We start from the raw sequence: 4662 nt of genomic DNA, 5'->3' as shown, positions 1-4662 counted from the left end.
AAAAAGCCCCTGCGCTCGGTGTTGCATGAGAGCAGGGGCCTTGGCGGTCGACCAGCTTCGTCAGACGCGGGTCATGGTGCGAGTCACGAGAGTCTAGCGATCACCGGTGAGGTGGGCGTAGTCGAGCAGGATCTCGGCACTTTCCTGAAGCTGGGCCTGATCGATCGGGTCCTTGGCTTCCTTGTCGCTGCTGCCTTCTTCGATATCGGCTTCCTGCTGCGGGTCACTCTCGGGGGAAGAGATGTGGTCGCTGGCGGCATCGAGTTCGGCAAAGCTTGTCAGTGGCTCGAGGTTGAGGGCGCGACGGCGCTTGTTTTCCAGTGCCAGCTGCTCGGCTTCCTGGGCATCCATCTCGCGTTTGCGCTGCTCACGATTGAGGCTGATGCTGGTCTGCTGCGCGCGCAGTGCCTTTGACAGCGCGACTTCGCTCTTCAGGTAGCTGAAGTTGGGGTCCTGTTCGACGCGGCTCTGGTGGCGGGCGCGCAATGCGGCCAGGTAGCGTGCCGGATCACCGTAGCGGCGATACTTCACCGGGCGCACCTGGTCCCAGGGCAGCGCGTAGTCGAGGCTGGATTCGCCGATCTCCTGCGGGTCGATGACGCTGGGGAAGGCGATGTCCGGCTTGACGCCCTTGTTCTGGGTCGAGTCGCCGGAGATGCGATAGAACTTGGCGCGGGTCAGCTTGATCTCGCCTTCGCTCAGCGAGGAGATGGTCTGCACCGTGCCCTTGCCGAAGGTCTGGCTGCCGAGAATCGGGCCGCGGCCGTAGTCCTGGATCGCGCCGGCGAAGATTTCGGATGCCGAGGCCGAGAGGCGGTTGACCAGCACGGTCAGCGGGCCGTCATAGTGGGTGCCGGCGTCGGTATCGCCGTAGAGGCTGATACGGCCGCGTGCATCACGCACCTGCACGGTGGGGCCGCGATCGATGAACAGGCCGATCATCGAATTGGCTTCCTGCAGGGCGCCGCCGCCGTTGTTGCGCAGATCGAGAATGATGCCTTCCACCTGCTTGGCCTTCAGTTCGTCGATCAGGCGCGCCACGTCGCGGGTGGTGCTGCGATAGTCGTCTTCACCGGCCTGCCAGGCATCGAAATCGACATAGAAGGCGGGCACGTGAATGACGCCGATCCTGTGGACGCCATCATCGCGCTTGACGTCGATGACCTTGGCATTGGCGGCCTGGTCCTCGAGCTTGACGGTATCGCGGGTGATATCCAGTTCACGCGTCTTGGTGACATCCAGCGACTGGGCCGGAATCACTTCCAGGCGCACGACGGAGCCCTTCGGGCCGCGGATCAGGTCCACGACGTCATCCAGGCGCATGCCGACCACGTTGGTCCACTCGCTGTCGCCCTGACCCTGGCCGACGGCCACGATGCGATCGGCCGGCTTGAGCTCGCCATCCTTCTCGGCAGGGCCGCCGGGCACTAGGCTCGAGACCTTGACGTATTCACCTTCGGATTGCAGCAGGGCGCCAATGCCATCCAGCGACAGCTTCATCTGGATATCGAAGGATTCGCCCTGGCGCGGCGAGAAGTATTCACTGTGCGGATCGATGCTGCCGGTCACGGCATGCATCACCAGCGTCAGGATATCTTCATCGTTGGTCTGCTTGATGCGCTTGAGCTGGTTGGAATAGCGCTCGCTGAGCGTCTTGGCGATCTCGTCATCGCTCTTGTCGGACAGCGACATCGACAGCCAGGCATTCTTGAGGCGCTTGCGCCACAGCTCGTCGAGCTCCTGCTCGCTATCGGCCCACGGGCTGTCCTTGCGGTCCAGCGCCAGGCGATCATCCTTGTCGAAATCGAAGCTCGGCTTGGCGTCCAGTGTCTTCACCAGCCAGGTGAGGCGTGCGGTGAGGCGTTGCTGATAGCGCTCGTAGAGCCCATAGATGCGCTCGAGATCACCATCGACCATGGCGTCGTCGAAATCGTGACGCAGGTCGCTGAACTCGCTGATGTCCGCATCCAGCAGATAGGCTTTCTGGGGGTCGAGAGTCTTGAGGTATTGCGTAAAGGCGCGGTTGGCCCAGTGGTCATCCAGGGTCACATCTTCGTAATGCCCATAGCGCAAAGACTCGGCAACTTCGCGAGCAGCCTGTGCATCGGCGTCAGTAGGGGTGACCGCGGCACTGGCAGGGCCGGCCATGGCAAGACACAGGGCAACGAATGCCGTGCGCCGGACGTTTGCGAACAGGCTCATCAATGAAGCACTCCCGATTCATGTACACTCTGCTCCCTGAACGACCTCCCCGCAGGGGGTCGAGCGGGCATTGTAGCAGTCTCACGCACCATACACAGTTGTCTGGCGTTGATGCGTTGGGGTTGTGAAAACTCTGTCAGCGCAGGGCTTTGGCTGGCATGCCGCGCTTCTCGACGCCCCGCTGAATGGTGACTGGATGGCAGTCGTGCCGTCGAAGGGTCGTCACAGGTTTTCCCCATCATGTTTCTTCTTATACAGTGCCTTGCATATATCTTCGAGGACCAGACGCCATCATGACTCATGCGATTGCGGATTCCCGCGTTCCCGCACTGCTCGACTTCCTGTCTTCTTCTCCCACGCCGTGGCACGCGACGGCTTCCATGGCGCAGCGTCTTGAACAGGCGGGCTATCGCCGCCTCAGCGAGACGTCTTCCTGGCAGCTGGCGCCCGGTGAGCGCGCCTATGTCACGCGCAATGATTCCTCGTTGATCGCCTTTCAGCTCCCGAAGGGTGATACGTCGCTGAGCTCACTTCGGATGATCGGTGCGCACACCGATTCGCCCTGTCTGCGCCTGAAGCCCAATCCGGCACAGGCCAGTCAGGGCTGGTTGACGCTGGGCGTCGAGACCTATGGCGGCGTGTTGCTGAGCACCTGGTTCGATCGCGATCTGGGGCTTGCGGGCCGTGTCCAGGTGCGGCATGCGGACGGTCGTCGCGAGACGCTGCTGCTGACGGTCATGCGTCCGTTTGCCTGCGTGCCGAGCCTGGCGATCCATCTGGATCGTGACGTCAACAGCGGGCGTGCCATCAATGCCCAGACCCAGATGTCAGCCGTGGTCATGCAGCTTGGGGAAGAGGCCGGGACGCCCGCGGAGGCCTTCAATACGCTGTTGATCGAGCTGATCGAGGAGCAGCACGGCGTGCGGGTCGCGGATGTCGTCGACTTCGAGCTGGGCCTGTATGATCTGCAGCCGGCGGCGCAGTCGGGGCTGAAGGGTGAGTTGATCACCAGTGCGCGCCTCGACAATCTGCTGTCCTGCTTCGTCGGTCTCGAGGCTCTGCTGGAGGCCGATGGCAGTCAGGGGGCGCTGTTCGTCACCACCGATCATGAAGAAGTCGGCAGTGCCAGCGCCTGTGGTGCCCAGGGGCCCTTCCTGGCCGATGTGCTCAAGCGCATCAATCACTACGTCGGCTTGGACAGCGAAGAAGGCTATCAGTGCCTCGTGCAGCGCTCCTTGATGATTTCTTGCGATAATGCCCACGCCGTGCACCCCAATTTCGCGGACAAGCATGATGCGGGGCATGGGCCGAAGTTGAATGCCGGGCCGGTCATCAAGGTCAATGCCAATCAGCGTTACGCCACCAACAGCACCACGGCCGGGCTGTTCCGCGAGATGTGTCGCGAGCAGGATGTGCCGGTGCAGACCTTCGTCAGTCGTGCCGACATGGGCTGTGGCAGCACCATCGGGCCGATCACCGCCAGCGAGGTGGGGGTACCGACTCTGGATGTAGGGCTACCGCAGTGGGGCATGCACTCGATTCGTGAGACATCTGGCAGTGCCGATGTCGCCATGCTGATCAAGGTGCTGGTAGCCTTCTGCAATCGCGAGCAGCTGGACTGAGTCGAGCCGGATTGTGCTGAGAGGGCGGGCGCGTAGCGTAAAATCGTAAAAAGACGAGCCTGGAAAAAGGGCGGCCTGCGGGTCGCCCTTTTTGATGCCGGCGACCTGGCTCGAGGATTACGGCGCAGGGTGCTGGATGCGCGAGTCTTGCGTATGGATCGCGCACAACGAAAAAGGCCTGACTGCAAGCAGTCAGGCCTTTCGAATCTTGGTTGGTGGCTACACCCTGATTTGAACAGGGGACCCCATCATTATGAGTGATGTGCTCTAACCAGCTGAGCTATGTAGCCGTCCAACGGAGGCGAATATTACGGATTGCCCGTGATGTTGTCAACGCATCAGTGCGAAAAAGTGGCAGGGAATTCATCAGACTAGCGTCCCGGCCGCGCAGCGAGGGTATCAGGTAGGCTGTCGGAGAGAGAGCTGGGGAGAGCCTCTCGCGAGATGGCGCGTGCGATGAGGTCGCCACTGGCGCAGGCCAGCGTGAAGCCCAGACTGCCATGGCCGACGTTCAGCCACAGATTGTCCGGGCTGTTCGCTTGCCGGGGACGGCCGAGGATCGGCGGCCCCTTGGGTGTGCTGGGGCGCAGTCCGGACCAGGGAGTGGCCTGCGCGAAATCGCCGGCTGCGGGGAAGGTGGCGCTGGCCAGCTTGCGCAGCGCGGCAATTCGCTGCTCATCCAGTTCGGGGTGAAAGCTGTCGCGTTCCCGCTGGCCGATATCCACCATCGCCGCGACGCGCAGCTGGCGCGATGCCGACGACTCCAGGTCGGCGTAGACCACCTTGCGTGCCGAGTCGGTGACGCTGATGCGCGGCGCGGCCGTCTCCGGGGTGTCAG

Annotated in this window: 3 protein-coding genes and 1 tRNA gene; 1 reads left to right on the top strand and 3 read right to left on the bottom strand. The window is 62.5% G+C overall.

Features of this window, described 5'->3' with window-relative positions; genetic code table 11:
• Nucleotides 1-93: 93 nt before the first annotated feature.
• Nucleotides 94-2202 (bottom strand): carboxy terminal-processing peptidase, encoded by a 2109-nt coding sequence (locus AC4FAH_RS13250; RefSeq protein WP_216059678.1) that lies wholly within the window; start codon nucleotides 2200-2202, stop codon nucleotides 94-96.
• 293 nt (nucleotides 2203-2495) lie between these two features.
• Here AC4FAH_RS13250 and AC4FAH_RS13245 point away from each other — a divergent pair, with 293 nt between their 5' ends.
• Entirely contained in the window at nucleotides 2496-3824 is a 1329-nt protein-coding gene (locus AC4FAH_RS13245; protein ID WP_287020111.1) for a M18 family aminopeptidase, read from the top strand.
• Nucleotides 3825-4037: 213 nt separating this feature from the next.
• Here the strand turns inward: AC4FAH_RS13245 and AC4FAH_RS13240 are convergent.
• Both AC4FAH_RS13240 and AC4FAH_RS13235 read right to left on the bottom strand, forming a co-directional pair.
• Nucleotides 4038-4114 (bottom strand) — tRNA-Met (locus AC4FAH_RS13240).
• 81 nt (nucleotides 4115-4195) lie between these two features.
• A partial coding sequence (locus AC4FAH_RS13235) for an FAD-dependent oxidoreductase (protein ID WP_490246187.1) occupies nucleotides 4196-4662 on the bottom strand: 467 nt, incomplete at its 5' end.

The sequence above is a fragment of the Cobetia sp. genome (genome assembly GCF_983723665.1).
The sequence above is the reverse complement of the archived record's forward strand: the minus strand, read 5'-3'. Positions and strand labels throughout refer to the sequence as shown.